The sequence below is a fragment of the Methylobacterium sp. C1 genome (genome assembly GCF_001854385.1).
Taxonomy (GTDB): domain Bacteria; phylum Pseudomonadota; class Alphaproteobacteria; order Rhizobiales; family Beijerinckiaceae; genus Methylobacterium; species Methylobacterium radiotolerans.
Window position 1 is genome coordinate 390,506 of sequence record NZ_CP017640.1, and the last position, 24,241, is coordinate 414,746.

At 69.5% G+C, this 24,241-nt stretch carries 18 protein-coding genes and 1 pseudogene; 8 read left to right on the plus strand and 11 right to left on the minus strand.

Annotation, left to right across the window (positions count from 1 at the left end):
• Nucleotides 1-28: 28 nt before the first annotated feature.
• Entirely contained in the window at nucleotides 29-3,064 is a 3,036-nt protein-coding gene (locus BKE41_RS01765; protein WP_012317336.1) for a transglycosylase domain-containing protein, read from the minus strand.
• 156 nt (nucleotides 3,065-3,220) lie between these two features.
• On the opposite strand from BKE41_RS01765, the gene BKE41_RS01770 reads away from it, so the two are divergent.
• The 8 genes from BKE41_RS01770 (at nucleotide 3,221) to BKE41_RS01805 (ending at nucleotide 14,574) form a co-directional block, all read left to right on the plus strand.
• The gene (locus BKE41_RS01770) at nucleotides 3,221-4,888 is read left to right on the plus strand and encodes an alpha-amylase family protein (protein ID WP_024827731.1); all 1,668 of its coding nucleotides are present in this window, start codon (nucleotides 3,221-3,223) and stop codon (nucleotides 4,886-4,888) included.
• A 65-nt stretch (nucleotides 4,889-4,953) separates the two neighbouring features.
• Nucleotides 4,954-5,337 carry a hypothetical protein gene (locus tag BKE41_RS01775; RefSeq protein ID WP_012317338.1) on the plus strand — a complete coding sequence of 128 codons (384 nt, stop codon included), beginning with the start codon at nucleotides 4,954-4,956 and terminating at the stop codon, nucleotides 5,335-5,337.
• Nucleotides 5,338-5,426: 89 nt separating this feature from the next.
• Nucleotides 5,427-6,071 (plus strand): MBL fold metallo-hydrolase, encoded by a 645-nt coding sequence (locus BKE41_RS01780; protein WP_012317339.1) that lies wholly within the window; start codon nucleotides 5,427-5,429, stop codon nucleotides 6,069-6,071.
• A 5-nt stretch (nucleotides 6,072-6,076) separates the two neighbouring features.
• Nucleotides 6,077-7,039, plus strand: coding sequence for an aldo/keto reductase (locus BKE41_RS01785; protein ID WP_024827729.1), 963 nt, complete (start codon nucleotides 6,077-6,079; stop codon nucleotides 7,037-7,039).
• A 179-nt stretch (nucleotides 7,040-7,218) separates the two neighbouring features.
• Nucleotides 7,219-9,663 (plus strand): DNA topoisomerase (ATP-hydrolyzing) subunit B, encoded by a 2,445-nt coding sequence (gene gyrB, locus BKE41_RS01790; RefSeq protein ID WP_012317341.1) that lies wholly within the window; start codon nucleotides 7,219-7,221, stop codon nucleotides 9,661-9,663.
• Between the two features lie 630 nt (nucleotides 9,664-10,293).
• On the plus strand, nucleotides 10,294-11,577 hold the full coding sequence (locus BKE41_RS01795) for a type II restriction endonuclease (RefSeq protein ID WP_107645283.1): 1,284 nt from the start codon (nucleotides 10,294-10,296) through the stop codon (nucleotides 11,575-11,577).
• 403 nt (nucleotides 11,578-11,980) lie between these two features.
• Nucleotides 11,981-13,780 (plus strand): copper resistance system multicopper oxidase, encoded by a 1,800-nt coding sequence (locus BKE41_RS01800; protein WP_070998383.1) that lies wholly within the window; start codon nucleotides 11,981-11,983, stop codon nucleotides 13,778-13,780.
• Nucleotides 13,780-14,574, plus strand: coding sequence for a copper resistance protein B (locus tag BKE41_RS01805; protein ID WP_043073000.1), 795 nt, complete (start codon nucleotides 13,780-13,782; stop codon nucleotides 14,572-14,574). Before BKE41_RS01800 ends, BKE41_RS01805 begins: the two co-directional genes overlap by 1 nt.
• Nucleotides 14,575-15,135: 561 nt before the next feature.
• Here the strand turns inward: BKE41_RS01805 and BKE41_RS01815 are convergent.
• From BKE41_RS01815 to BKE41_RS01860, 10 genes and pseudogenes are all read right to left on the minus strand, one after another.
• Nucleotides 15,136-15,546, minus strand: a complete 411-nt coding sequence (locus tag BKE41_RS01815) for a MerR family DNA-binding protein (protein ID WP_043073002.1) — start codon at nucleotides 15,544-15,546, stop codon at nucleotides 15,136-15,138.
• Nucleotides 15,547-15,923: 377 nt separating this feature from the next.
• Entirely contained in the window at nucleotides 15,924-17,228 is a 1,305-nt protein-coding gene (locus BKE41_RS01820; protein ID WP_070998386.1) for a multidrug ABC transporter ATPase, read from the minus strand.
• 66 nt (nucleotides 17,229-17,294) lie between these two features.
• Entirely contained in the window at nucleotides 17,295-18,089 is a 795-nt protein-coding gene (locus tag BKE41_RS01825; RefSeq protein WP_043073004.1) for a GNAT family N-acetyltransferase, read from the minus strand.
• Between the two features lie 425 nt (nucleotides 18,090-18,514).
• A pseudogene (locus BKE41_RS31890) lies at nucleotides 18,515-18,928 on the minus strand (transglycosylase SLT domain-containing protein); the annotation flags it as partial.
• A complete protein-coding gene (locus BKE41_RS01835) occupies nucleotides 18,928-19,629 on the minus strand; it encodes a copper-binding protein (RefSeq protein ID WP_070998388.1) in 702 nt (233 codons plus the stop codon). The pseudogene BKE41_RS31890 and the gene BKE41_RS01835, both read right to left, overlap by 1 nt.
• 78 nt (nucleotides 19,630-19,707) lie before the next feature.
• Nucleotides 19,708-19,998: a copper-binding protein gene (locus tag BKE41_RS01840; protein ID WP_043073005.1), complete on the minus strand. Its 291-nt coding sequence runs from the start codon at nucleotides 19,996-19,998 to the stop codon at nucleotides 19,708-19,710.
• A gap of 167 nt (nucleotides 19,999-20,165) precedes the next feature.
• Nucleotides 20,166-21,584 (minus strand): copper oxidase, encoded by a 1,419-nt coding sequence (locus BKE41_RS01845; protein ID WP_043073006.1) that lies wholly within the window; start codon nucleotides 21,582-21,584, stop codon nucleotides 20,166-20,168.
• A 41-nt stretch (nucleotides 21,585-21,625) separates the two neighbouring features.
• Nucleotides 21,626-23,155, minus strand: coding sequence for a TolC family protein (locus BKE41_RS01850; protein WP_043073007.1), 1,530 nt, complete (start codon nucleotides 23,153-23,155; stop codon nucleotides 21,626-21,628).
• A gap of 47 nt (nucleotides 23,156-23,202) precedes the next feature.
• The gene (locus BKE41_RS01855) at nucleotides 23,203-23,499 is read right to left on the minus strand and encodes a hypothetical protein (protein ID WP_043073008.1); all 297 of its coding nucleotides are present in this window, start codon (nucleotides 23,497-23,499) and stop codon (nucleotides 23,203-23,205) included.
• Between the two features lie 177 nt (nucleotides 23,500-23,676).
• Entirely contained in the window at nucleotides 23,677-24,123 is a 447-nt protein-coding gene (locus BKE41_RS01860) for a hypothetical protein (RefSeq protein ID WP_043073009.1), read from the minus strand.
• Between the last annotated feature and the right edge of the window lie 118 nt (nucleotides 24,124-24,241).

Here is a 24,241-nt window from a genome sequence, read left to right on the forward strand (position 1 = left end):
CGGGATACTCGTCTGTCGGGGAGGGCTGTCAGTAACCGGGGTCTTCGCCGAACAGGTAGTCGGGATCGCGGCGGCGCGGGCGGCGCACGTCGTCATCCCCGCCGAAGGGCGAGCGACTCGTCTGCCCCGGCCACGGCTTGTAGGGATCCTGCCCGTAGAGATCCACATCGCCCTGCGCGCGGCGGCTGCGCGGCGCGGGACGCTCGCCGAACGGATCCAGGAAGTCGGCCCGCGGCCGCTCGCCGGTCATGTTGCCGTAGTAGTCGCCGGCGACGCTCGCGCCGTCGTCGGCGCCCGCGAGATCGCCGTCCTGCGCGTCGGGCCGCATGGCGTAGAGCGTCTCGCGGGGCACGAGGCGGTACTGCGTGTCCGCCATCTGCCCGTCGCCGCTGGTGCGGAAATGCTCGAGGAAGCCGCCGCCCGCGACCCGCACACCGCTGCGCGGGTCGATCGGCAGGTCGGCGATGAACGGGCGCGCCTCGGGGGAGGGGCCTCGCAGCGGCGTCTTGGCGACGCCGTTCGCCCAGGCCGCCTGCAGGATCGCCGAGGCGATCGGCACCGAGACGTGGCCGCCGGTCTGGCCGCGGCCGAGCGTCTTGCGGGTGCCGTCGGCGTTGTCGTAGCCGACCCAGACCACGACGCTGATCTCGTTGGTCAGCCCGGCGAACCACGCGTCGTTCTCGTTCTCGGAGGTGCCGGTCTTGCCCGCGACGTAGGCCGAGACCTTCGCGAGCGCCGCGGCGGTGCCGTGCTGGGTCACGCCCTGCAGCATGGTCTTGAGCTGGTAGAAGGCCACACGGTCCGCCGACGCGATACGCACCGGCTCCTTGATCGCGTGCGTGTAGAGGGGCTTGCCGTCCCGCTCGACCGACTCGAGCGCGTAGGGGGCCGGACGCGCGCCCTCGTTGGCCACCGCCGCGTAGAAGCCCGCGAGGTCGAGCATCCGCACCGGCTGTGCGCCGAGCACGAACGGATAGTAGGGCTCGCACTCGGCATAGATCTGCGCCTCGAGGGCGATGTCGCAGACCCGCTTCAGGCTCGCCGGTGCCTTCGGGGCGATCCCGCCCTGGAGGAGCCGGGCGGTGACGAGGTTCTTGGAGAATTCGAGGCCGCGCCGGAGGGTCGTGGGTCCCGAGCCGCCGCCCTCGTAGTTCTTCGGCGACCAGGAATCGCCGGTCCCACCGATCGGCGGCAGGGTCACGGCGGAATCCATCACCAGGGTGTTCGGCTGCAGCCCGGCGTTAAGCGCGGCGAGATAGGTCAGCGGCTTCAGGGTCGAGCCGGGCTGGCGCACCGTCTGGGTGACCCGGTTGAGCTGGCTCAGCGGATAGGAGAAACCGCCGGCCATCGCGAGGATCCGGCCGGTCCGGTTCTCCATCACCAGGGCCGCGCCCTGGACGGTCGGCCGGACGCGAAGCTGCGCGCGCGGGCCGCCCTTGCCGGCACTGATCTTCACCCGGACCACGTCGTAGAGTTGCAGCTTTCCGCGGGCGATGCCGGGGTCGAGGAAGGCGGTGCGGCCGTCGGCCAGGCCGACCTTCGTGCCGCCGCGGCCGGTCTCCAGTACCACCGCCAGCGGCCAGTGGACGTCGTAGAGCACCGGACGGGCGCTCTCCAGCGCCAGCAGCCACGCCGGCTTCTTCTGCGGCACGGCCGCGACCCTCTCACCGCGGCGCGGTTTCGCGTCCGGCTTGGCGTCGAGTTTCGCGGCCTCCGGCCGCGCGCCGGTGACGGCCGGCGCGGCCGAGGCGGAGGCCTCCGGTGCCGGGGTCGCGGCCTGGATCCGGCGGACGCTGTCGGCGAGGTTGAGTTCGGGCCCCGTGAAGACCTGCCGGCCGGTGCCGCGCTCGTAGTTGGCGAGGCCGTCCTGCAGGGCCTCCTCGACGGCGCGCTGCAGGCCCGCGTTGATCGTGGAGCGGACGGTCAGGGAGCCGGAAGTCAGCGAATCCACCCCCGCGAAGGTGCGGGCCTCCCGGTTGAGGAAGTCCACCACGTAGAAGCCGGAATCGCGCCGCGCGGTCTCGATCGGCTTCAGGCCGAGATCGGCCTTGATCGCCGCGTTCATCTCGGCCTCGGTGATCGTGCCCTCTTCCTTGAGGCGAGCGAGCACGTAGGCGCGCCGCTCCCGTGCCCGGTCGGGATACTTGTCGGGACTGTAAAAGTTCGGCCCCTTGGGCATGCCGGCGAGGAGCGCCGCCTCCGGCAGGGTCAGTTGTCCCACCGGCTTCCCGAAATAGCTCTGCGCCGCCATCTCGATGCCGTAGGCGCCGCGGCCGAGATAGATGCCGTTGAGGTAGAGCCCGAGAATCTGCGGCTTCGTGAGGATGCGCTCCAGACGCGACGCAACGATCATCTCGCGGATCTTGCGCTCGTAGGTGACGTCGTCGCCGACCGAGAGGTTCTTGACCACCTGCTGGGTGATGGTCGAGCCGCCCGCAGGCCGCCCCGGCGAGGCGAGGTTGGCGATGAAGGCGCGGATCACACCGCGCTCGTCGATGCCGTGATGGGTCTCGAAGCGCTTGTCCTCGGCGGCGATGAAGGCCTTCTGCACGAGGTTCGGGACGGCGGTGATCGGCACCACGATGCGGCGGCCGTTCGGCTCCGACGCCTCCGCGAAGGGCTTGCCGGCGCCGTCGAGGATCCGGGTCATGCCCGGCAGGGCCTTGTCGCGCAGGGCCTCGGCGCTGGGCAGGTCCTTGGTGGCGTTGTCGTAGAACTCGATCACAGCCTTCGCGTCGAAGGGCGAGTTCGCCGGGTTCTCGCCCTTGCAGAACTGCTTGTAGCTCGTGTTCAGCTCGTTCAGATCGAGCCCGTGCAGGATCTTCGGCGCGGCCGGCCCGGCGACCGTCGACGGATCCTCCATCGCGGTGGTGATCAACTCATCGAGATTGATGTCCTCGATGTCGAACGCCTTGCGCATGTGGGCGCAGCCGTCGCGCAACAGGCGCACCACCTCCGGGCCGTCCGTCGCGGGATCGAACTGCGTCCGGACCGCGTCCGGCCGTGTCGTGACCTGGCTCAGCGTCAGGGCAGTCGCGAACAGCTTGATCAGGATGGCGTTCATACGGGCCGGGTTCGGGGGACGCGACGGGGCGGGCGCGGACCTTTCGGGAGCGCGCCTGAACAGGGCGTGCACAACGCGGCTGATTTAAGGTGACGCCGAACGGCAACGCTTTGGCCGGCTCCCACGTTCGTCAGGCGCGACGACGCCGGGGGGCCCATGATCAACGACCTGTGGTACAAGAACGGGATCATCTACTGCCTGTCGGTCGGCACCTTCATGGACGCCAACGGCGACGGCATCGGGGACTTCGCCGGACTCGAGCGACGCCTGGACTACATCCAGGGACTCGGCGCCACCGCGGTCTGGCTGATGCCGTTCCAGCCCTCGCCCAAGAAGGACGGCGGCTACGACATCGCCGACTATTACGGCGTCGATCCGGATTACGGCTCGCTCGGAGACTTCGTCGCCTTCGCGCACGCCGCTAAGCAGCGGGGCCTGCGCGTCCTCATCGACCTCGTGGTCAACCACACCTCCGACCAGCACCCGTGGTTCCAGTCGGCGCGGTCCGACCCGGACTCGCCCTACCGCGACTGGTACGTCTGGTCGAAGGAGCGGCCGGCGACCGCCGACGAGGGCATGGTCTTTCCGGGCGTGCAGGAGACCACCTGGACCTACGACGCGAAGGCCAAGGCGTGGTACTTCCACCGCTTCTTCAACTTCCAGCCGGATCTCAACACCGCCAATCCGGAGGTGCTCGCCGAGATCCTGAAGATCATGGGTTTCTGGATCCAGCTCGGCGTCTCCGGCTTCCGCATGGACGCGGTGCCCTTCGTCATCGCCGAGAAGGGCGCCCATGTCGGCGGCAAGCCTCGCGAGCAGTTCGAGATGCTCCGCGACCTGCGCGAGTTCCTCCAGTGGCGCCAGGGCGACGCCATCATCCTGGCCGAGGCCAATATCCTGCCGAAGCAGGACCTCGACTATTTCGGCGACGACGCCGACCGCATGCACATGATGTTCAATTTCCAGGTCAATCAGGCGACCTTCTACGCCCTGGCGGCCCACGATGCCCGGCCCCTGGTCAAGGCGATCGAGCAGACGAAGCCCCGTCCGCTCTCCTGCCAGTGGGGCATCTTCCTGCGGAATCACGACGAGCTCGACCTGGGGCGCCTCACCGGCAAGCAGCGCCAGAGCGTGTTCGACGCCTTCGGCCCCGAGAAGGGGATGCAACTCTACGACCGCGGCATCCGTCGCCGCTTCGCGCCGATGCTGGCGGGCGACCCGCGCCGCATCCGGCTCGCCTACTCGCTGATGTTCACCCTCCCGGGAACGCCGGTCTTGCGCTACGGCGACGAGATCGGGATGGGCGACGAGCTGGCATTGCCCGAGCGCGACTGCGCCCGCACACCGATGCAGTGGACGAGCGAGCACCAGGGCGGCTTCTCGACGGCCGAACGGACCGTGCTGCCGCTGATCGATCACGGGCCCTACGGCTACGCGCACGTGAACGTCGCCGATCAGCGCCACGAGGAGGGCTCGCTGCTCAACTGGATGCAGAGCATGATCCGGCAGCGCAAGGAGGCGCCGGAGATTGGCTGGGGCGACGTCGTCGCGATGGAGACGGGGCGCCCCTCGGTCCTGGCACTGCGCTACGAATGGCGCGGTAACGCCATCCTGTGCGTCCACAACCTCGCGCCGGAGCCCGTCGAGGTCGCGATGGCGTCGGGATCCCCTGATCCGGAGCACGACATCCTCGTCGACGTGCTCACCGGCTCGCGCAGCGAGGTCGGTGAGGACGGCCGCCACTGCCTGTTCATGGAAGGGTACGGCTACCACTGGTTCCGCGTCGGCGGGCTCGACGCGCTGCTGAAGCGGCGGCCGGCGTGAGGGAAACCGGGGCCCGGCTCGCCCTCGGCCGGCCGACACGGTAGGACACCTCCGAGAGGTGGGACATGGCCCGGACGAAGCACTACCCCCCGGACGCGACGATCGCCGACGTCCTGCCGGACCTCGCCGACGGTGAGGACTACCTGCGCCAGGTGCTCGTCACCATGCGGATGTGCCAGAAGCATTACGGCGACGCCTGGGTGCGGATCGGCGTGACCGGCCGATCGCCGACGCCGTCTTACCGGATCGACCGGCCGGACGAGACGGCGCGCGGCGACGGGACCGTCGAGGCGGGGAAAACCCTGTTCGGGGCCTATGGCGGACGGTCCCACGACCGGTTCACGCAGGTCAACGCCGTGGAGACCCGCTGGAGCTCGCGGGCGCTCGGCATGACCGAAACGCTGGCGCTTCACGACGGCCTGCGCCGCCACAGGGGCGACGTGGCCTGAGCGTCTCGCACAGGGTGCCGCCCACCCGCGTTCTGCGGTAGACTCGGGCCGAGAGCGTCGGGAGCGACGCTGCCAACACGCGGGACGACATGCCAGGTACGCCACGCGCCGGGATCATCCCGGTGACGCCCTTCCAGCAGAACTGCACCCTGATCTGGGACGACGCGACCAAGGTCGGCGCCGTGGTCGATCCCGGCGGCGATCTCGACCGGATCGAGGCGGCGATCCGCGAGCAGGGCGTCACTGTTGAGAAGATCCTGCTGACCCACGGCCATGTCGATCACGCCGCCGGCGCCGACGAGCTGCGCGAGCGCCTCGGCGTGCCGATCGAGGGTCCGCATCAGGCCGACAAGTTCCTCCTCGATTCCCTGCCCGAGACGGCGGCCAATTACGGCCTCGGCGCCGCCCGACCCGTCACACCCGACCGGTGGCTCGACGAGGGCGATGCCGTAACGGTCGGCGGGCTCGCCTTCGACATCCTCCACTGCCCCGGCCACTCGCCCGGCAGCGTCGTGTTCGTGAGCCGGGACGCGCGCTTCGCCCTCGTCGGCGACGTGGTGTTCAAGGGCTCGGTCGGCCGCACCGACCTGCCCGGCGGCAACCACGAGCAGCTCATCCACGCCATCAAGGAGAAGGTCCTGCCGCTGGGCGACGACGTCGCCTTCATTCCCGGCCACGGACCGACCAGCACCCTCGGCGCGGAGCGCGTGTCCAACCCCTTCCTGCAGGATTGACGCGCATGGACAGGCGCCGCATCGGCCGCTCCGACCTGACGGTCGCGCCGTTCTGCCTCGGCGGCAACGTCTTCGGCTGGACGGCCGACGAGGCCGCGTCCTTCGCGATCCTCGACCGGTTCGTCGAGAGCGGCTTCGACTTCATCGACACCGCCGACGTCTACTCGCGCTGGGCCCCCGGCCACGTCGGGGGCGAGTCCGAGACGGTGATCGGCAAGTGGCTCGCGGCCCGGCCGGGTGCGCGCGACCGGATCGTGCTGGCGACCAAGGTCGGCATGGATCTGGGTGGGGCCGGCCAAGGCCTCTCGGCGGCCCATATCGAGCGGGCCTGCGAGGCCTCGCTGCGGCGCCTCGGGGTCGACCGGATCGACCTCTACCAGTCGCATCTCGACGACGCGACGGTGCCGCTGGAGGAGACCCTCAGGGCACACGAGCGCCTGATCACGGCCGGCAAGGTCCGGGCCATCGGCGCCTCGAATTACACGGCGGCGCGGCTCGCGGAGGCGCTGGGCATCGCGGCCTCAGCGGGGCTGCCGCGCTACGAGTGCCTCCAGCCGGATTACAGCCTCGCCCAGCGCGGCTACGAGGCCGAGCTGGAGCCGCTCTGCCGCGCCGAGCAGATCGGCGTGATCGGCTATTTCTCCCTGGCGGCCGGCTTCCTCACCGGCAAGTACCGGAGCGCCCGGGACGCGGCGGGGCGCGCGCGCGAGAATCGGGTGGCCAAGTACCTCAACCCGCGCGGCCTCGCGCTGCTCGACGTCCTCGACGCGGTCGCGCAGGCTTGCGGCGCCAGCCCGGCCCAGGTGGCGCTCGCCTGGATCATCGCCCGCCCGGGCATCACCGCGCCCATCGCGAGCGCCACCTCGGTGGCGCAGCTCGACGAGCTCCTCGGCGCCGTCCGGCTGACCCTCGCGCCCGAGGCGATCGACCGCCTGGATGCGGCGAGCGCGGGCGGCATCGAGGGCTAACGCAGCGTTAAGCGGCGGGCGTCACAAAAGCGACGGGACGGGCCAACCGCGGACCCGTAAAATCGTGCAATCTCAACGCGGAACCCCTATATCAGGCGGACCAAGCGAGAGTTCAGGCGCGGGCGCCCGACGGCGCATCTGCCACCGCCGCGATCAGGCCCGCCTGCCCGAGGAAGTTCATGGCCGACACCCCCCAGACCGAGCCCGCCGTCTACGGCGCGGAATCCATCCGCGTGCTGAAGGGCCTCGACGCCGTCCGCAAGCGGCCCGGCATGTATATCGGCGACACGGACGACGGCTCAGGCCTCCACCACATGGTGTACGAGGTGGTGGACAACGCCATCGACGAGGCGCTGGCGGGCCACGCCGACCTCGTCACCGTGACCCTCAATGCCGACGGCTCCTGCACCGTCTCCGACAACGGGCGCGGCATCCCGGTGGACATCCACAAGGAGGAGGGCGTCTCGGCGGCCGAGGTCATCATGACCCAGCTGCACGCCGGCGGTAAGTTCGACCAGAACTCCTACAAGGTCTCCGGCGGCCTGCACGGCGTCGGCGTCTCGGTGGTGAACGCCCTGTCGTCGTGGCTGCGCCTGCGCATCTGGCGCAACGACAAGGAGCACGCGATGGAGTTCCGCCATGGCGACGCCGTGGCGCCCCTGGAGGTCATCGGACCCGGGAACGGCCGGCGCGGCACGGAAGTCACCTTCCTGCCCTCGACCGAGACCTTCACGATGATCGAGTTCGACTACGCGACGCTGGAGAAGCGGCTGCGCGAGCTCGCCTTCCTCAATTCCGGCGTCCGCATCGTCCTGACCGACGCCCGGCACGCCGAGAAGAAGCGCGAGGAGCTCTATTACGAGGGCGGCATCGAGGCCTTCGTCCGGTACCTCGACCGCTCCCGCAAGCCGATCGACGGGATGACCAGCCCCGTGGTCGTCAGCTCCGAGCGCGACGGGATCCGCGTCGAGGTCGCGTTCTGGTGGAACGACTCGTTCAACGAGACGGTCCTGCCCTTCACCAACAACATCCCGCAGCGGGATGGCGGCACCCACATGGCCGGCTTCCGCGCGGCCCTGACTCGTCAGGTCACCGGCTACGCCGAGTCTTCGGGCATCGCCAAGAAGGAGAAGGTCTCGCTGACCGGCGAGGATTGCCGCGAGGGCCTCACCGCGGTGATCTCGGTGCAGGTGCCGGACCCGAAATTCTCGTCGCAGACCAAGGACAAGCTCGTCTCGTCCGAGGTGCGCCCGGCCGTGGAGAACGTCCTCAACGAGGGCCTGTCCACGTGGCTGGAGGAAAATCCGAGCCAGGCGCGGTCGGTGATGGGCAAGGTCGTCCTGGCGGCGTCCGCCCGCGAGGCCGCCCGCAAGGCGCGCGAGACCGTGACCCGGAAGGGCGCGCTCGACATCGCCTCGCTGCCCGGCAAGCTCGCCGATTGTCAGGAGCGCGACCCGACCAAGTGCGAGATCCTGCTGGTGGAGGGCGACTCCGCCGGCGGCTCGGCCAAGCAGGGCCGCGACCGGACCTTCCAGGCCGTGCTGCCGCTGCGCGGCAAGATCCTGAATGTCGAGCGGGTGCGCGCCGACCGGATGCTGTCCTCCGCCGAGATCGGCACCCTGATCACGGCGCTGGGCGCCGGGATCGGGCGCTCCTCCACGGACCGGGAGGGCTTCAACCCGGAGAAGCTGCGCTACCACCGCATCATCATCATGACGGACGCGGACGTGGACGGCTCGCACATCCGCACGCTGCTGCTGACTTTCTTCTTCCGGCAGATGCCGGAGCTGATCGAGCGCGGCCACCTCTACATCGCTCAGCCGCCGCTCTACAAAGCCGAGCGCGGCCGCCGGGCGATCTACTTGAAGGACGAGCGCGCCCTCGAGGATTACCTGATCGACCAGGGCACCGAGGGCGCTGTCCTGCGCCTCTCATCCGGCGCGGAATTCGCCGGCGCGCAGCTCAAGAGCCTCGTCGAGGAGGCCCGGACGTTCCGGAGCATCCTGCAGGGCCTGCACACGCGCTACGACCGCTCCGTGGTCGAGCAGGCGGTGCTCGCCGGGGCCTTCGATGCCGAGGCGGCGTCGCGGGCGGGCGAGGCCGAGGTGCTGGCCGACATGACCGCCCGCCGGCTCGACGCCATCGCGGACGAGATCGAGCGGGGCTGGCAGGGCGAGTCGTTCGAGGGCGGCTATCGCCTCAGCCGGACACTCCGGGGCGTCCGCCAGGTCTCGATCCTCGACGCCGGCCTGATCACCTCGCAGGAGGCCCGGCGCCTCTCCGAGCGAGCCGACGCCTTCCGGGAGATCTACGGCGAGCCGGCCACGCTCATGCGGAAGTCCGACGAGACCGTGCTCCACGGGCCGGTGGCCCTGTTCGAGGCCGTCATGGCCTTCGGCCGCAAGGGCCTGCAGCTCCAGCGCTACAAAGGCCTCGGCGAGATGACCGCCCAGCAGCTCTGGGAGACCACCCTGGACCGCGACGTGCGCTCGCTGCTGCAGGTCAGGGTCAAGGACGTCACCGACGCCGACGACCTGTTCGTGAAGCTGATGGGCGACGTCGTCGAGCCGCGGCGCGAGTTCATCCAGGAGAACGCACTGAGCGTCGCGAATCTGGACGTTTGAGGCGTGCATGAGGTGGCCATTCTACGTGTTTGTGAGAAAGATCTGAGACTACCTGAGAAATGTCTAAACACGCTCAAGCACTCAAACTGAGCGGTTTGGCTGCCCGCATTCAAGATTGCGTTCGTGGCTCCTCAAACGCGTGCGCTTCGATCGCAATAAAAGCGAGCGTTCGGGCAATTATCCGCTGACCCGCCTCCGGCTAAAGTCGGGAGCGGGTCCTCCAAAACAAAGGTACGTTGATCGCCTAGGAGGCGAGATCGGGAAGACTATGCGACCGGCTCTACGTATCGCCGCGTCGCGGTGGCGCGGAATCATCGGCTTTTCAGTGAGTTAGTCAGCCGATACTGTCGTGTCATGTTTATGGCGCCGAATGACATGCTCGTTTTGCATTCGCTTAGGCGTTCTTACGCGTTTTTCCTCTACATTTTGTTGATTGTTTGAAGCTGATATCTGGCAAACTGTGTTACCAATCGTATGAGTAACTGCATGTTCGTCATGGCAACATGACTGTTTTGGGAACACCACGATTGACTGTCCATCTTTAGCTTCCTCGCATGGTAGGTCCCACCGCTACGTCCCGCCCCGGCCTAAGATGGCACCATCGACAATTCGGAAGGAAGAGGTTGGCACGTGGATAGCGCATGGGTAGCTAATCTTATTCGATGCTGGCGCGATGATCCCGGCGCTTCCTATCGGACGTGGTTCCTGTGGGAAGAGCGCATCAAAAACTTCCGGTCGATCCGACGCGGCCTTCATGCCGTGGTGGACGAGATTCAAGCAGACACTTTTGGCAATACCTACCGGGGCTCCTCACTGGAGACTGTTGTCCACTCGATCGCCGAGCAGCGTCAGGTATTCAAAGGTGCCGATCATGCATTCCTCTGGAAGCCGAAGCTGCGCATTCCCGATATCTACGAGGATCGGCACAACCAACTTGCATTCGGGCGTTTCCTAGACGCCTGCCTGTGCTGCAACGCCGAGGCGCAGGTTTTGGCGGCAGTTCAAGCACTCGATCAAGCGCGGATCAAGGGCCTGGGACCGGCCGCTGCGAACCTCCTTTACTTTCTACACCCGACCTGGGTACCGCCGTTCAACACCGCCATCGTAAAGGGTTACAACGCGCTCACAGGCGCGAAGGTGAAGCTCGGGCGCTGGGACGAGTATCTGGCGATGCGGCGCGGCATCGTGGAGCTCAACGAAACACATCGGGCGCTGCTGTCCAACGATTTCGGGGCCGTCGCGGGATTCCTGTTCGACGTCGGATCGGGACGTTATCCGTTGCCGGACCTGGATGGAGACCAAGCCTTGGCGCGCTGGCGGGAGGATCTCAACCGCGTCCGCACGGAAGCCGCGGCGACGGCGTCGCGTTCGGTCCAGGCCGGGCGCGAGGCCGACCATACGCACACCGAGGTCCAGGGCTGGCTGCGCGACCTCGGGCTCGCTCTCGGCTACGACGTCTGGATCGCTTCGAACGACGGCAACCGGCCCTACGGGTCCGGGCGGCTGTCCGACGGGTGCCTGGACCGCCTTCCGGCGAGCCTCGCCGCGAAGGGGTCGACGGAGACGGTGCGCCTGATCGACGTGCTCTGGATCGGCAAGGGGACCGCGGACGTGGCGGCCGCGTTCGAGGTGGAGCACACGACCAGCATCTACTCGGGCATCGTGCGAATGCTCGACCTCGCGCTCGGCGTCGAGGGTGCCACGGCCCGCAACTTCTTCCTGGTCGCACCCGACGAGCGTGAGGGTGATGTCCGCGCCCAGTTCGCGCGGCCGGCGTTCTCCCGTGTCGCGGAATTGGACCTGCGCTATCTGCCCTACAGCGAGCTCCGCGGCCATCGCGAGGCCATCGCCCGCTTCGGCAGCGGCCTGAAGGGCGTGCTCGCCATCGCCAAGCCGATCTCGCCAGGGATTTGAGGTCCCGTAGTCAGCCCGCGGCACCCCGCCGTCGGCCGTCACCTGCGACGTCGCCGGATCGGCCGCGGCCACGGACGTACCTTGCATAGCGTGGACGCCGGTCCGACGCAGGTCAAAGCACCGGTGCAGTCATCCGCCCGGTCTCCCACGACATGAAGGTGGGGATGCGGCGCGCGCCGACAGGCCTGTCTGGGAACGCATAGGGTCGAGCGGGAATGCACGGCACCCCGCCGAAACGCCGGGCCGCGCCGCCGGCGGCGGTGTTGCCCCGCGATCACATCGACCGCGGAACGCGCCAGCGGCGCGACGGCCGGCTTGATCCTCCCACGTGGGAAGGCGGCAGCCTCTCAGCAACCTGACATGTCGCCCGGCCCGATGCCGCGGCCCATCTGGGGGACCGCAGGTGGCATCGACCCTAAGAAAGAATACCTCTCCGACGCGTCGGAGGTTCGTCTCAGGCCTCGGCGCCTGCGCCGCCGTGGGCCTCGCGGCGCGCGACCGCTCCGCCTTCGCCCTCACGAGCCCTGGCGAGCCCATCGTGCCGCGCGCGGCCACGTACGACCTTACCCTGGCCCGCGGCACGGTCGACAAGACCGGCACCCCGACCTGGGCCAACACCATCAACGGCGGCGTGCCCGGGCCGGTGCTGCGCTGGCGCGAGGGCGACGTCGTCACCATCAACGTCCGCAACGAACTGCCCGAGATGACGGGCATGCACTGGCACGGCATCATCCTGCCCAACGACATGGACGGCGTGCCCGGCCTGGAGTTCCCGGGTATCCAGCCGGGTGAGACCTTCACCTACCGCTTCCCCGTGCTTCAGAGCGGCACCTACTGGTACCACAGCCATATGGGCTACCAGGAGCAGAAGGGGGTCTACGGCGCGCTGATCATCGAGCCGCGCGGCCGTGACTTGGTCCAGGCGGACAGAGACTACGTCGTGCTCCTCAGCGACTGGACCGACGAGGATCCCGAGCGCATCCAGAACAAGCTCAAGTACCAGGCCGACTACTACAACTTCGGCAAGCGTACAGTCCGGACGTTCTTCGCCGACGCCGAGCGAAGCGGGCTCGCCGACACGATCAAGGAGCGCTGGCACGAGTCCGAGTCGCGCATGGACCCCTCCGGCCTGGAGGCGCCGTCCGGCGAGACCTACACCTACCTGATGAACGGGCAGCCGCCTGGGGCCAACTGGACGGCGCTGTTCCGGCCCGGGGAGCGGATCCGGCTGCGCATCATCAACGCCTCCGCGGCGACGTACTACGACGTGCGTATCCCGGGACTGGCCATGAGCGTGGTCAACGTCCACGGCAACGACGTCGTCCCGGTGCAGGTCGACCAGTTCCGCATCGGCGTGGCCGAGACATACGACGTGATCGTGCGCCCGCGCGAGGCGCGGGCCTACACGATCTTCGCGCAGGACCTCGGCCGCTCCGGATACGCCCGCGGCACGCTTGCGCCCCGGCCGGGGATGGAGGCCGAGATCCCGCCCTTCGACCCGCGGCCCCTGCGGACCATGACCGACATGGGCATGCAGGGCATGATGGGCCGCGACCAGATCGGCGCGTCGCACCCCGACGGCTCGCGCATCGGCGGCATTCTCGGCGAGCACACCCACGAGATCGTCCCCGACAAGCGTCGCCTCGCCGGCCACCAACCCATGGCGAAGTTGCCGCCAGGCGTCGAACTCGACGAGACCGGCGTCGAGGTCCAGATGAAGCCGAAGATGCTGACGGACCGGACCCGCATCCCGGGCGACGGCCTGAATCAGCTGAACCGCCGCGTGCTGACCTACGCGGACCTGCGCTCGATCAACCCTGCGGTCGACGACCGCCCGCCGACCCGCGAGATCGTGCTCAGGCTCAGCGGCAACATGCAGCGGATGATCTGGGGCTTCGACGGCAAGAAATTCACCGAGGTCGGCCCCATCGACGTGACGGTCGGCGAACGGTTCCGGCTCGTGATGGTCAACGAGACGATGATGAGCCACCCCATCCATCTGCACGGCATGTGGATGGAGCTGGAGAACGGCCACGGCCGGCACCGGCCCTATCTCCACACCGTCAGCGTCGCACCGGCCGAGAAGCTGTCGATGCTGGTCACGCCCGTGGCGACGGGGCAGTGGCCGCTGCACTGCCACATCCTGTACCATTTCGAAGCCGGCATGTTCCGCACCCTCCGCGTCCTGCCGAAGGGGGCCTGATGCGCGCGCCGGCAACCTTCTCCCTTGCGGTCTCGCTCCTCGCCCTCGCTCCCTCGGCCGCATTCGCCCAGAGCGTCACGGGCCTCCTCAACGGCGGCACTCGCCTCGGGCCGGACACGCTCCAAGGTGCTGCGCCCTATGGCAATCCCATCCGCGACGACCGGGTCTACGCCCACGCCTTCCTCGACCAGTTCGAGGGCCGCCTCGGGAGCGAGAGCTACTTCCGCTACGACGGTCAGGCCTGGATCGGCGACGACTACAACAAGCTTTGGCTGAAGTCGGAGGGCCGCTACAACGCCGACAATCGGGGCCGCTTCTCGGACGGCGACCACGAGGCCCTCTACGCCCGTCCGATCTCGACCTACTTCGACATGCAGGTCGGCGTGCGTTCGGACATCGACAGCCTGCGCAACCGGACCTGGGCTGCCTTCGGCATCCAGGGCCTCGCCATCGGGTTCTGGAACCTCGAACTGACCGGCTACGCCAGCGACAACGGACGCTTCGCCTTCCGAGGCAACGCCTCCTACGACCTCTACCTGACGCAGCGCCTCATCCTGCAGCCGCAGATCGAGATGAACGCCTACTCGAAGGCCGATCGTGGTCGGGAACTCGGTTCGGGCGTCTCGGACATCGATATGGGCCTGCGCCTGCGCTACGAATTTACCCGCGAAATTGCGCCTTACGTGGGCCTCTCCTACCAGCAGTTCCTCGGCGGAACGGCGGACTACCGGCGCCGGTCTGGCGAGGGCAGCGGGGACCTGCGGGCGCTGGCCGGTCTGCGCCTCTGGTACTGAGCCGCGTCCCGACGGCCCGAGGCACCGCACCGTGTCGCGAAGCCGGGGCGCCGGGTGGCCGCCAGATGCCGCGAAGGCGTTCGAGGCCGCGGCATATCGTTTGAAGACCACGGCTGACGTGTCAGGCGTCTACATCGGGCGCGTCTGAAACGCCCGACGCGATGCCTCTCTCCACAAAACCAAGGACATCGACCGTGCCGCTCGCCTCCCGCCCGATCATCTCTGCGCTGTGGCTACTGGCCGGCCTTTGTTCCGCGCAAGCGCAGGCTGTCACGGAGCCGGGGATGAAGGGCTTCGGGATCAGGGCGGTGGAAGGGAGGACGCTTCCCGAGATGCTCGGCCGCTGCGCCGCCGCCGACAGAGGCGAGGCCGCCCTCGCTCCGGGCGAGACCCCGGAGTTGCTGGCCGCGCGGTGCGACCAACTCCGGCGTTCGCTCCGGACCCAGCCGGGCAACACCGCCCAAAGGCGCTGAGCCGCAGCCCGCCGACGCGGATGTCCGCCAAGTACGTACGGGTGGCGCGCCGGAGCCCCGGATCGCCAGCCGATCCGGACCGAGCCCGTCATTTCGTCGAGCCGGCCTCGACGCGCGTCGACGGGGCTGGAGCGGGCCCACCCCCCGGCCGCGCCGGGTCGCGGGCGAGGGCGTCGAGCAGCGGGCATTCCGGCCGCTCGTCACCGGGACAGGTCCCTGCGAGATCCCGCAACGAGGCCGCGGCCTCCGCGAGCGCGGCGGCGCGTCGTTCCATGTCGGTCGCGCGCCGGATGGCCAGATCCTTCACTCCTGCGCTGGCGCGCGCCTCGTCGCGCCACAGGCGCAGCAGCATGGCGGTGTCGGCGACGGAGAAGCCGAGCAGGCGGGCCCGGTGCACGAACCGCAGCGTGCGCACCTCGTCCTCGGCGTAGACCCGATGGCCCGAGACCGACCGGGTCGGCGCCGGGATCAGGCCGGCGCGCTCGTAATAGCGGATCATCTTGGGCGAAATCCCGCAGGCGCGTGCCGCCTCCCCGATCCTCATCGCCCGTCCTCCCGGTTCGTCGAGGCCCTTTGGCCCGCCCGGACGGGCCCGAACGCCGCGATCGACCCGGCCCCGCGAACGCCCGGCTCGGGCGAACCCGGGAAGAACACGAGGCGCGGTCGCATCGCGGGCGGGCGACCGGGTCCGCGCGGTCGCAGGTCCCGCGGCGTCGCCGAGGCAGGGATCGAGGGCGATGGAACCCCGAGCGCCGCGCGCCCGTCCGCTTTCACGCTCGGGTGCCGCCGCACCGGAACCGCGTCCGGCGCGCCAACCGGGCAGGGGGAAGGGGCATGTCCGCAATCGGGGAAACGCAGGACGAGAGCGCGCATCGGCTAGGCCGCCTCCCGCGTCGACACCGACCTCGCGAGGCCCGGCCGAACGCCGGCCGGGAGCTCGACGGCCCGCGTGACCTCGGCGAAGCGCGCGGCGGCGTCCGACCAATCCTGGGCGAAATCGAATAGCTCCCTGAGGGCGGGCGCGATCTCCTTGTAGGCGGCGAGCGCCGCCACGAGGGCCCCGAGTGAAAGGCGACCTTGCACGACGAGATATCCGCCGATCAGGAAAAAGAAGAACGGCGTCAGGTTGGACGTGTAGTTGTACAGGCTCTTGATGCCGCCCTTCATGTCGTTGATGGCGACCCGCACCCGCTCGAGCTCCTCGACGTGGACCATCCGCTGCCGCAACGACGAGGCGTGCCGATCGCGCCCCGCCGCGAACGTGGTCGGGCTCGGCGCCCCGTCGCCCTCGGGCGTCGTGACGAAGGCCCCCAGGGTGCGCGTGGCGAGGACGCGCTGCCGCACCTTCGCGTTCAGGCGTCGCTGAAGGCGGGGCAGGACCGTGAGCTGCACAGGCAGCATGATCAGCGCGGCGAAGCCCAGGGCGACGTCCTGAAGCAGGAGGAAGGCGACGCTCGTGATCAGCACGCCCCCCTGCACGATGGGGACCGCGACGAGGCTGCCGCCGAAATATCCGATGGGTTCGACCTCCTGGACCGCCACGGCGGCGAGCGTCGTCCGGCGGTCGGCCGAGCGCTCCGTGCGCGCGCGCCGTAGGACGGCCAGGCGAAGGCGGCGCACGACGCGCTCGTTGACGCGTCCGCGGACCCGGTTCGCCGCGTACTTCGTGAGCCCGTTCAGAGTGAGGACGGCGAGGTAGCCGGCGCACAGGGCGAACAGGAGTTCCGTGCGGCCCAGCGGAAGGCCGAGGAAGGTCATGCCGGGATGACCGTCGCCCCGCGCGTCGGCGAGCGCATGGTTGACGATGTGCTTGGGTATCTCAAGGGTCAGCCAGGCCGCCGGCAGCGTCGCCAGCGACAGGAAGACCAAGCGGAACTGGATGCCCAGGGTGGCGTCCAGGACGTATGCCTCCAGGCGCCGGCCCGGTCGGAGCCCGACGCCGCGAGGCCGACGGCCGCGGGATGGCGCGGTCCGCTGGCCATCGGTGGATCCCCCGGCACCGAGGCCGGCCGCCGACCGCCGATGGCGGCGCATTGCGGCGCGGCCGACGAGCCACGCGGTCCACGCGGGCGCCACGACGAAGATGAGGACGGCGTCGGCGACGATCCACCAGTGGCCGTGCGGGTAGTCGAGACCCGTGAGCCTGTGGGCGAGGGCATGGATGGCTTCGATTGCCGTCACTGGGCAGCTCGGTTCGAAATGTCGGGACGGGAGGGCGCGGTTCGTGGTCCGGCGTTCGAGATGGTCTCAGTCGGCACCCGGCGGCTCTGCCTTTCGTGCGTCCCACTCCAAGGCGATGCCGTCCTCGACGGGCACGCGGTCGCCCACGTCCCGTGCAGCGAGGCGCGCCCATCGACCTACGGTCCCCGTGTTCGGTTCGAACCGGACGGTCTGGAATGTCCCGAAGGCGAACTGGCGTCTGGTGCGGATTGAACAGGGCTTGAGGCCCGCCCGCTCGATGGCCTTGAGGGAGGCGGCGTTGTCGGCGTCGACGAAGGCCACCAAGCGTCGTTTGCCCTCCGACCGGGCGCGTTCGGCGATCAGGTGCACGGCGACCGCCATGACGCCCAGGCCGCGGAAGCCCACCGGCGTGAAGGCATTCTCCAGCATGGCCTCGTCGACCGCCAGGACCGGCAGGGCGCCGGACCGCCGGACCGCGTCGCCGTAACCCGGCCCGGTAAGCCACTGCATGTGACAAGCTCGGTCAGATCCGGCGTCGACGAGCACGTAGCATCGGCTCGGCAGGACGCCATGCGCGGCGGCGCGCAATCGCCACAAGACGTCGTCGCGCTCGCGCTCCGCCGCCTCGTCGCAAACGGGGAAGAGGGCCGGCAGGTCTTCGGATCGGAAATCGCGCAGCCGGACCGGGATCCTGGCAGCTGGCGGTTCGACGGGGACCGTCAGATTCCGCTCAAAACCTATCGACACGCGCTCGGAGTAGAGGCCGAGGGCCATGCGGCGGGCCAACCTGGCGCGCAGCATGGCCCATCCAGCACCGAGTGAGCCGTCGCCGCGCGCTTGTGGGTAGGGCTTGAACGTCATGCCGGGCCTGCCTCACCTGTCCGGAGACGCGCGAAGGCGACCGTGTACCGACGGGTACCGGTCCCTGGCGGTCTCCGGCGCACTTGAGCCGACCGCGGGGGCATCGCCCTTCTGGGCCGCATCAGCCGCCCCCCATGATCCGGGCGGTCCGGATCTCGACGGCGCGGACCCGCGCGACGTGGGCGGCCCAGAACCGGTTCGCCAGGAGCGAGACGGCTGTCGGCACCGCGCGGGGTCTCCATGCGGATGCCCACGGGACGGCGGGGCCGGCCGTCGCCGCGACCGTCGCGAGCGGCGACCCCACGGCGGCCAGCCGGTCGCGGACGCGCCGGCAATAGGCGATGGAGCGCGGCGTCATGCGCTCCATCGCCGCGGCCGGCGCGATACTTGGCGAGGGCACGGCATACGTCGCCGCCAGCAAGTCTCCAGGCTCGTGCGAGGTAGGCGACGCCGAAGCGGGCGTTCGTGGCCCGGTCGAGGAGTTCCGCGGCCGGCCCGCGGTGGCCCAGCATCGCCGCCGTCACCGGCCGGACTTGCATCAGCCCGAGTTCGCCGACCGTTCCGACAGCCCCGGCGTCGTAGTCGCTCTCGACGAACGCGACCGCCTCGGCGAGCGCGGGCGGGACCCCGCGGGCCGAAGCCTCCCGCGCCAGGAGTTCGCCATAGACGGCTTGCCCACCGGCCGTGACGTCCTCGACGCCACCGCCCATGGCTGCTCCCGCGGTACCCCTCGGCCCTTCCTCCGCCGATGCCGCGCCGGCGGCCGCCGCGACGTCGAGGAGGACGCCAGAGGCGCGAGCCGCCGCAGCCGGGCTCGGGCGGTACCGGCCGGCTCCCATCACTTGGACTTCTGGATGCGCGTGATGGCGATCGAACCGTTCACGCGGTCGGCGGAGAACCGCACCCGCTCGCCGGGCTTCAACCCCTTGAGCAGGGCAGGGTCCTGGACCTTGTAGGCCATCGTCATCGCGTCCATCCCGATGTTTGGTATGTTCTCGTGATCGAGGGTCACCTTGCCCGCACTCTCGTCGACCTTCTTCACGGTCCCGGCGACGAGAGGGGCATTGGACGGCGGTGCCGGCGGCGTCGCTTTCTCGGTGGTGGGCGGCGATGCGGGCTGGCTTTGCGGCGGGGCCTTTTGCGCCTGTCGGTCCAGCGGTCCCTCGCCCGAGGGCGTCTGGTTCGGCTGCGGCCGGTACCCGGCCTCACGGCTGCGGACCTGCCACTGCTTCAGCGCATCGATCTTCGCCTGCTGCTCGTCCTGGATCTTCTGGGCGGCCTCGCGCAGCTGCCGGTCCCCGCCGTAGTCGAGCTGCGTCTTGGCCAGGAACAGCGTCTCCTCGTAGCTCGCGATGAGGAGCTCGGCGAAGTCCCGGTCCGGGTCGCCGGTCAGCTTCGTGTCCCGGAACCGGTTCGCCATCGTCTCGCGCGCCCGTTCCAGGGCCGCTGGCGCGCCCCTCGCGGGCTGCGCGCCGGCGTGCTGCGGGACGGGGCCGAGGAGGGCGGCGGCCAGCGCGGTGGACAGGATCAGGCGTCGCATGGTTGCTCCATCTCAAGGGTCCGGAGGCCCTCGCGCGGGATCGAGCGACGACCGCGCGGAGGGCCTCGTTCCAGGGCGCTACTTCGTTTTCTGGATCTTCGTGACGGTGTAGGAGCCGCCCGTCTCGGCGACGTCGAAGTCCACCTTGTCGCCGGCCTTGAGATCTTTGAGCATCGCGGGATCCTTGACTGGGTACGCCATCGTCATGGCGTCCATGTCGAGCTTCGGGATCGCGGCGTGGTCGAGCGTGACCTTGCCGGCGGCCGGGTCGACCTTGGTCACGGTGCCCTTCACCGACTGTGCCCACGCCGGTGCTGCGACCGCCAGGAAGGCCGCCGAAACGACGGCGAGCGTGATCTTGCGTCTCATGGCTTCTCTTCTCCTTGGGTCAATCGAACCGCCGCGCCGGCCGCTCGAGGGGGGGGAGCGGCGACCGGCGCGGCGGGCTTCGGAAGGGAGTGCTCCCGTTCCGAACGGGTCTGCCCGCCGCGCGCGAGGCGCCCCAGCAGGCTATCGGGCGGCCCGTGGCCGCCCGCTCAGTGCTCGTGGCTGCCCGAATTCGAGGCGGTGCGGCGCGTGCGCGGATCGACGACCCGCAGATCGGTCTGGCGGGCGCGCCGACCCTTGGGCGTGTCCGGGGCCCGGGCCGGCTCGGGCATCGGCTCGCCGGTCCACTCGTAGGCCAAGGTGCCTTCCGGGTGCCGGTACCAACCCGGGTCGCGGTAATCGCCGGCCGCGAGGCCCGGGCGGACCTTCAGAACAGTGAACATCCCGCCCATCTCCACGGACCCGAACGGGCCCGCGCCGGTCATCATCGGCAGCGTGTTCTCGGGGAGCGGCATCTCCATCTCGGACATCATGCCGCCGCCGGTCGAGCCCATCGGCATGTAGCCCGGCGCGATCTTCTGGATCTGCTTGGCGGTGCTCTTGAGATTCACGCCGATGTAGGTCCGGACCGAGTGGCCCATCGCGTTCATGGTGTGGTGCGACTTGTGGCAGTGGATCGCCCAGTCGCCAGGGTTGTCGGCGTTGAACTCGATGGCCCGCATCTGTCCGACGGCGACGTCGACCGACACCTCCGGCAGCTGGTTGCCCTCATTGATCCAACCGCCGTCCGTGCCCGTGACCTTGAAGTCGACGCCGTGCACGTGGATCGGGTGGTTGGTCATCGTCAGGTTGCCGAAGCGCATACGGACCTTGTCGCCCTGGCGCGCGACCATGGGGTCGATGCCCGGCCACACGCGGCTGTTGAAGCACCACATGTTCATGTCGAGCATCGTGTTGACCTTGGGCACGTAGGACCCGGCCTCGATGTCGTAGGCGTTCAGCAGCCAGACGAAGTCGCGGTCGACCCGCCGCTCGGCCGGGTCGCGCGGATGCACGACGAAGAAGCCCATCATGCCCATCGCCATCTGGACCATTTCGTCCGAGTGCGGGTGGTACATGAAGGTGCCGGAGCGCCGGAGGATGAACTCGTAGACGAAGGTCTTGCCCGGCGGGATGCCGGGCTGGGTCAGCCCGGCGACCCCGTCCATGCCGTTGGGCAACGTCTGCCCGTGCCAGTGCACGGCGGTCGCCTCCGGCAGGCGGTTCGTGACGAAGATGCGGACCTTGTCGCCCTCGACCGCCTCGATGGTCGGTCCCGGCGATTGGCCGTTGTACCCCCAGAGCCGCGCGTTCATGCCGGGGGCCATCTCGCGTACGACCGGCTCGGCGATCAGGTGGAACTCCTTCCAGTCGCCGCGCATGCGCCACGGCAGCGTCCAGCCGTTGAGCGTCACCACCGGCTGATAGTCCGGCCCGCTGGTCGGGTAGAGCGGCGGCTGCATGGTCGCCTTGTCCATGATCGGGGCCTCCGGCAGGCCCGCGGCCTGGACCCGCCCGCTGATCATGGACGTGCCAGCGAGCACGAGGCCGCCCGCTCCCAAGATCCCTCTGCGCGAGATGTCGGTCATGATGTCTCTCCGAATGTCATGGGCGGACCGGGGTGCCTGCGTCAGCCGCCGGGCGTCGCGACGGCGAGGCTGGTGCCCGGGCTCCCTCCGGCGGGCTCGCCACCGTAGTTGTCCGCCGAGAACCCGCCGCCGACGGTGGCTGCCTTGAGGTCGGTCGCCGCGATCCAGAAGTCGCGCTGGGCCTCGATCGCCTGGATGTTGCTCAGGATCCTGGCCCGGGCGTCCACGATCAGCGTGGTCACGTCGAGGAGCATGCCGCTGTATTGGAGCAGCGCCTGGTCCTGGATCGTCCTTCGCAGGGGCAGGACGCTGGTCTGGTAGTGCCGGGTGATGTCGTATTGCCCGCGATAGCGCTGGTACGCCTCGCGGACCTCGGAGCGGGCATTGACCGCGCGCTCCGCCAGGCGGTTGGCGGTGGCGAGATAGCTTTCCTTTGCGCCGCGGACGGCTGTCGTGCCGAAATCGTAGATCGGTATCACCAGATCTGCCGTGAACCCGTTCAGGCTGCTCTTGTCGACCTTCGGGGCGGAGCCACTCTCGAACGTCCTCGACCGCTCGAACTGGTTCGCGAAACCGACGTCGAAGACGCTGACGAAGCCGCTGGCCTGGTTCAGCCCGAACTGCCCGACGAGCGACTGCAGCTCGAACCGGGCGGCCTGCACGTCGGCCCGCTTGCTCACCGCCTCGGCCTCGATGGCGCGGCCGTCCACGAGACGCTTCGGCAGGGCTGGCAGGCCGTTCGGCAGCCGGAAGTCGATCTCGCGCCCCCATAGGCCGAGCAGGCGGGTGAGGCGCTCGCGCTCCGCTCGTTGCTGGACGCGCGCCTTTCCGAGCTGCGCGCCCAGCTCGCTGTAGAAGGCGTGCTCGCGCGCCTGCTCCAGCTTGTTCAGCGCGCCCGTCTCGCCCAACTGCTTCGCCAGCGTCGAAGCCGATCCGGCAGCCGCCAGCGCCTGTTCCAGGAAGGCGGTCGCCTGATTGGCTGCAACCGTGCGGTAGTATTGCCGCCGCGCCTCGCCCCCGAGCCGCAGGACCTGCTCCGCCGCGCGGTATTGATCGGCTCTGAACCGCTGCCGCGCGATCTCGGCGCGCACCGGCAGCGTCGCCAGCTCCAGCACGCTCGCGGCTACGGAGCGCTCGATGTCCGTGTTGAACCCCAGACCCCACTGCGTGATGGAGAGGCGCGGGGCGGGCGGCAGCGTGGCCTGCACGAACTGCGCCTCGGAGACGCCGAGGTCGTTGAACGCGGCCTGCAGGCCCCTGTTCTTGAGCAGCGCGACCTGCACGGCGCCATCCGCCGTCAGGGGATGCCGCAGCAGCTCGTTTACCTGCGCTTCCGCGGATGGCGCGATCCCCTGGTCATCCCCCTTCACGATGTCCTTGCGCAGTTCGAGGGACGCGTAGTCACCCGCGACCGACAGGCCCGCGTCCGGCGAGAAGCTCGCGCAGCCTCCCAGGAGCCCTGCCAGGACGGCCAAGCTCGCGGCCGTGCGCCAGGGATGCCCCCGGACGGGGTCGCCCGGCGCGCGCGCGGTCCTGCCGCCTCGTTCCGGCGCGGTCGTGGTGCGTCCCATATCGGGTAGTCCGGGATGCAAGCCGGTTCGGTTACAGCGACGGAGCATCATCGGCCTCCGGAATCGCGCTTGCCGCCCATTCCGGGCATCCCGTCCATGCCCGGCATGCCTTCCATCCCGCCGGACCCCGCCTTGGGTGCGACCTGTCGGTTGAGTTCCCGCCAGTCCTTCGGCTCGACGACGCGGAAATCCTGCACGCCCGCGGTCACCTTCGCGTAGCGGGGTGGCGGGACCGGCACGTTCGGTTCCGAGGGCAGGACGAGCCCAACCGGCACCGCGGCGGGCATGCAGCCGGCGAGCGGCAGGACCGCCGCGAGCGCGGCCGGTCTCGGCAACTTGAACATTGTGGATTTCCCGGACTGAGGCGGACGGCCGCGGGCGAGGCCCGGCGCGGCGCGGCGCCGGTCGCGTGGCCTGTGCCGGCGACGGGGTCGCGCCCGACCGAGGCGTCGGGTCGTCGAACGGAATGGTTGCTCGTCCCGCCGAAGCGGCCGTGGGCGGTCGCTAGACCCGCCCTTACGTCAGGCGCCCCGCCTCGGCGGTCGCTCGATCCGGAGCGGATGCGCGTCGACGGCCCCGTCCTCCTGGACGATCAGGACCCGGTCGGAAGGACGATAGTCCGCAGGCGTGTCCATCCAGACAGCCACCGGAAGCGCCGCTTGACACCCGAGGGTGCAACACGGCGACGGGCAGGCCGGGCGCTTCGAACGGTGCCGATGTCCCGGACAGCCGTCATCGCCGGCGGTCGCGGCCGCCACGTCCTGGGATCCAGCCTGAAGCGCGGCGTCATCCCAACCATCGTCGCCCTGGCGTGTCTGCGCGTGACGTGCGTGGGACATCGCCCCCGCAACCTGGGCGACCAGGCGGTCGGCCATCGCGGCATGCCGGCCCATCGTGCACGGCGCAGCCGGCGCGATGGCCAAGGCCAAGGCGAGCACGGCAAGCAGCAATGTGCGCACGATGTTCAATGATCAGGGTTCCGGCCTAATCTTGGCGGACATTCGCACGGCTTGGCGGAAGCGGCAATCCGCGGCACCGGACATGCGCCGTGGAAGAACAGTCTGTTGGATTTGCGCCACAAGCCAG